Origin of the sequence: Thiocystis minor (assembly GCF_016653465.1) — a bacterium.
Classification (GTDB): domain Bacteria; phylum Pseudomonadota; class Gammaproteobacteria; order Chromatiales; family Chromatiaceae; genus Chromatium; species Chromatium minus.
Genome location: NZ_NHSQ01000056.1, coordinates 1 through 3,379 on the forward strand (window position 1 = coordinate 1; position 3,379 = coordinate 3,379).

General features: G+C 64.2%; 2 protein-coding genes and 1 pseudogene. 1 reads left to right on the forward strand and 2 read right to left on the reverse strand.

Annotated features, from left to right (window positions below; genetic code table 11):
* Together CCR95_RS26290 and CCR95_RS06140 are read right to left on the reverse strand one after the other, a co-directional pair.
* The coding region (locus CCR95_RS26290; RefSeq protein WP_201092790.1) for a transposase zinc-binding domain-containing protein at positions 1-169 on the reverse strand (169 nt) is incomplete at its 3' end.
* Positions 166-1,073, reverse strand: a pseudogene (locus CCR95_RS06140) (tyrosine-type recombinase/integrase). The gene CCR95_RS26290 and the pseudogene CCR95_RS06140, both read right to left, overlap by 4 nt.
* Before the next feature lie 172 nt (positions 1,074-1,245).
* On the opposite strand from CCR95_RS06140, the gene CCR95_RS06145 reads away from it, so the two are divergent.
* Positions 1,246-3,379: class I SAM-dependent DNA methyltransferase (locus CCR95_RS06145; RefSeq protein WP_201092792.1), on the forward strand; the 2,134-nt coding region annotated here is incomplete at its 3' end.

Here is a 3,379-nt window from a genome sequence, read left to right on the forward strand (position 1 = left end):
ACTCGGTGTGATCGCACGCGGTGCACTGCGCCCGCATCAGGGGGCTGGCCGAGGTCCGGCAGGTCTTCAGGGCGTGCAGGGCGTTGAGCTGACTGGGCAGGATCGCCTCCCCGGCCTGCGCTAGGTAGTCCGCCTCGAAGGTGGCGATGATCGCGGAGAGCAGGATCATTTCACGCCCCTCCAGTCTATGGAGAAGCCGCTCATCAAGGCGTTGATCGCCTGCTCGGCGTTGCCGGTGGTCCGAGCGGTCAGGTGGGTGTAGCGGGCGGTGGTGAGGATGGAGTGATGGCCAAGGATCTTCTGGACTTCCAGCAGATCGACACCGGCCTCGATCAGGTGTGTGGCATAGCTGTGTCTAAGGCTATGAGGCGTAATCTTTTTTTAAGCCCGCATCCCTCGACGACCTGGCGCAGGGTGACCTGCACACCGCCGCGATCGAGCGGCGAGGATGCCGTGGCCGCGGCCTTGAGTCCGCCCGCGCGATTGGGAAACAGCAGTACCGGGTTGCGATGGATCCGCCAGAAGCGACGCAGCAGCTCCAGCGTTCTGTCGGGCAGCGGCACCAACCGGTCCTTGTTGCCCTTGCCCGCGCGGATGTGCACGCGCCGGCGCGCCGCATCGATATCGGCCACCGTCAGAGCCAACCCCTCGCCGAGGCGCAGCCCCAGGCTGTAGAGGGTGAAGAAGAAGACCCGGTAGCTGAGCGTGCGCGTCTCCTGAATCAGACGCTGGGCCTCCGCGACGGTGACGATATCCGGCAGGCGCTGCCCTTTGGGCGGTTTGACGAGGTCGACGTTGACCCAAGGCTTGCGCAGCACATGGGCGTAGAAAAACCTCAGCCCGTACAAGTCGAGCTTGACGGCACTCCAGGAGTGGGTTTCGAGCCGGTCGGTAAAGTAGTCGAGCAGCTGCGGCTCGGACAGATCATCGATGCAGCCGTCAAAATAGGCGCCAATGGTGCGCACGGCGCGCGCGTAGGCGTCGACGGTCTTCGGCTGCAAGCCCTTGAGCCGAAGGTGCTTGAGATGCGCTTCGTAGTGGCGCTCGAAGCGCTCCTGACAGGATGCGGGCATGGTGATGTAACCTCTTAAGGTGGAACAGGCGGCCCCTCGTAGACGAGGGCGTGAGGTTACATTCTAAAGGCGACGACGCCGCAGGGGCTTTCTCCGCGTAGCGGCTCCGTCCAACAAGCTGTTCAGCAAGCTCCTGGAGGCTGGACAGAAGCGCCCCGACGACCTGCCTGCCATGCTTCAAGACCTCTTCGGCGCGATGGCGACGGGCGGGCGGATCGGCTTCGAGGCGATTGACTGGTTTAACGGCGGACTCTTCGCCTCGCCCGCCGCGCTCCCGCTGGCGCCGGAGGACATCCAACGCCTGCGCGCCCTGGCGGATCTCGACTGGTCGGCCATCGACCCCACGATCTTCGGCACCTTGTTCGAGCGTGGTCTCGATCCCGAAAAGCGCTCCCAACTCGGCGCCCATTACACCGATCCAGGCTCGATCATGCGCCTCGTCGATCCCGTGGTGCTCGATCCGTTGCGGGACGCCTGGGCGACCCAACACGCCGCGATCACCGCCCTCATGGCGAAGGCCGGCGCCGCCAAATCCCCCTCGGCGCGCACCAAAGCGGTCAACGAGGCCCACGGTGTCCTGCAAGGCTTCCTCGACCGGCTCGCCCGCTTCCGGGTGCTCGACCCCGCCTGCGGCTCGGGTAACTTCCTGCTGCTCGCCCTGCTGGGTCTCAAGGATCTGGAGCACCGCGTCATCCTGGAAGCCGAGACGCTCGGTCTGCCACGCAGCTTCCCGCGCGTCGGCCCGGAGAACGTGCTGGGGCTCGAACTCAACCCCTACGCCGCCGAACTCGCCCGCGTCACGGTCTGGATCGGCGAGATTCAGTGGATGCTGAACCACGGCTTTTCGCTGTCGAAGAACCCCATCCTCAAACCGCTCGACACCATCCGCCAGCAGGATGCCATCGTGAACGCGGACGGGACCGAACCCGCGTGGCCCGAGGCCGATGTGATCGTGGGCAATCCGCCGTTTCTGGGCGACAAGAAGATGCTCGGGGCGATGGGCGAGGAATACGTCAAGCGGGTGCGCAAACTCTATCAGGGGCGCATACCGGGCGGCGCGGATCTCGTTACCTATTGGTTCGAGAAGGCGCGGGCGCAGATTGAGGCGGGAAGGGTGCGCTATGCCGGACTGGTTTCCACACAATCCATTCGGAAGGGCAGCAACCGCGCCGTGCTCGATAGCATTGCCATGTACGGCGCAATCTTCGAGGCATGGTCAGACGAGCCTTGGGTCAACGACGGGGCGGATGTTCGTGTGTCGTTGGTCGCTTTCACAACCAAGGACCATTCGCGTCCGGTCAACCTAAACGGTGAGCCTGTCGCAGGCGTCGACCCCGACCTGACTTCTGCTCAGGTGGGTCTGCGTCTGACCGATGCACGTACTCTCTCACAGAACGAGCTGGTTGCGTTTCAGGGACCGGTCAAAGTCGGCTCGTTTGACGTACCTGGAAATGTCGCGCGCGCCTGGCTTGAAGAACCAAATCCTCACGGACGACCGAACCGTGAAGTGCTTCGTCCGTGGGCGAACGGGCAGGATCTAACGAGACGCCCATCCGACACCTGGATCGTCGACTTTGGGGGCGGGATGTCGGAAGCGGATGCGTCGCTCTACGAAGCTCCGTTTCGGCGTGTCGTGGAACTTGTGAGACCGATGCGCGAGGCGGGACGACGCGAGCTACGAAAGCGGTATTGGTGGCGGCACGGGGAAACGGTTCCGGCCTTACGGCGGGAGATGGCTCGGCTGAATCGCTACGCGGCAACACCTCGCGTTGCCAAGCACCGCTTCTTTGTCTGGCTGTCTGCCGCAGTCCTTCCCGACTCGCGTCTCTACGCTATCTGTCGGGAGGACGATGCAAACTTTGGCATCCTCTCGTCACGGTTACATTCGGCTTGGGCACTGGCGAATGCTTCGCGGCATGGTGTCGGTAACGATCCGACCTACAATGCCAAATCCTGCTTCGAGACCTTCCCGTTTCCCGAGGGGCTGACCCCCGCCGACACCACCGGCGCAACCGAAACGCTGGACAGCGGCGCGGTGATTCCCGTCGTCGCCCCGGCGCATCGGCCCCAGGCTCAAGTCATCGCCGAAGCCGCCCACCGGCTCAATACCCTGCGCGAAAACTGGCTGAACCCGCCCGAGTGGATCGAGCGCGTCCCCGAGGTCGTCCCCGGCTACCCAGAGCGCATCGTCCCCAAGCCCGAGCATGCCGCTGAGTTGAAGAAGCGCACCCTGACCAACCTCTATAACGCCCGTCCCGCCTGGCTGGAGCACGCGCATCAAGCCCTCGATGCGACGGTTGCCAGCG